Here is a 1,582-nt window from a genome sequence, read left to right as displayed (position 1 = left end):
TTTGGTATCGCAGTTATGCACCCATAAATCCCATACATAGTAGGTATGATGGTCTGCCACCTCAAAGTTATAGACGGTCGTGCGATAAGTTTCTGTAGATACTTCTATGGGTGGATAACCCTCTACATTTAATGGACTCGGAGAATCATGTCCGTCATTTAAGAACTCAGCAACATACCCATCATTACCATATTTAGCAAAATTATAGTAAGTTACATCATCAATATCTTCACCTTTTTTATCCGCATCTAAAATATTTCGTATTGAAGATTGTGCCGCAACACTCTCAATATTCGTCTGAAGCATTGGAGAAACATTAAACACCATACAGACCATACCATCTTTTTTAGATTGTATGATATGTCCATATTGTAAATGATCTAGACGAGTCCAGCTCTCTTTCTCTACCCAAAATGGATGATTAGGTGTAGCCTTAATTGTAGTAAACTTACCTCTTTTTGAAAGACATTTAAGCTTATCAGTAGTCAGTTTATTTCTGTCCGTATTGGATGGAATCTCTACATAGGTCAACATCCATAACTCTTTATTGTCGTGTACGAATTTTTTTAATACTGGCTTAAATTCTGCTTCTCCAGTATTATCCTCAGGTTTAGATAGAACTTTATCACCAACTTGGATGTTCTCAATAGGCACTAACCCCTTATCGGTCATCACTCGAGTTCCCGCAGGGAAGCAAGTATGGTTTGGAACTGAATCAAGTAAAGGAACGAGTGTTTGGATTTGTTCTACTGTTAGGTTATTGCTGTAGGTCGGTTCGGTATCGCAGTTATGTACCCACAGACCTTGTTCACCAACAAAATAGGTATGATAATCTGCCACCTCAATATTAAATACATATTGACAGAATGGATAGGCATTTCCTTCCACAACTTCTTTTAAAAGCTCACTGTAATAAGCTATCATTTCTTTATCTTGGGATTTATCTAAAAAAATACCTTTAAAATAAGTTGAATCTAGTACTTCAAAATCATCAAACTTTCCTAAATAACTATCCTTATCATTCGTCAATATTGGTACATATTTATCACTCTCAAATTTCCATAAAGATGGTTGCATTACTGAGATACCGTCATCGAAGAAGTTATCATATAACACAACTGCAATTTGGCTATCGCGTGTAGCTATCACGTACTTCCCAGCCATTTTAAAATGGTTACGATTAGCATAATAGCTTGATTCGATATATTCAGGTATGCCATCTCTTCCCAATGTATACACTTTATGAGTATCTTTGTCCAAATACCTAGCTTCAACCCACCCATTGCTTTGTGTCCAAAAGGGATGCTTGTCAGTGCAAAATATTGCAGAATCTATAGGCAACATTATAGGTTTCATATCTTGAGATTTGAATACTTTAGTAACAGGTTTATAAGCTAAATATTTATACGCTTCTTCAGCTGAAAGAGCATCATCTGGCATCGATAAAACTAAATCTCCAACTTTAATATTTTGGATAGGCACTAATCCTTTATCTGTATGAACGAGTGTACCCGCTACAAAACCAGCATTATGTTTCGTTTCTAGCTTTAATTCATTAACATCAAAAGCCTCATCATATTGA

1 protein-coding gene is annotated in these 1,582 nt (G+C 35.7%); it reads right to left on the bottom strand.

What is annotated here, in order from left to right:
• A partial coding sequence (locus MOB01S_RS12020; RefSeq protein WP_066805851.1) for a polymorphic toxin-type HINT domain-containing protein occupies window positions 1-1,582 on the bottom strand: 1,582 nt, incomplete at both ends.

The organism is Moraxella oblonga NBRC 102422, assembly GCF_001598275.1.
GTDB lineage: Bacteria > Pseudomonadota > Gammaproteobacteria > Pseudomonadales > Moraxellaceae > Moraxella > Moraxella oblonga.
The sequence above is the reverse complement of the archived record's forward strand: the minus strand, read 5'-3'. Positions and strand labels throughout refer to the sequence as shown.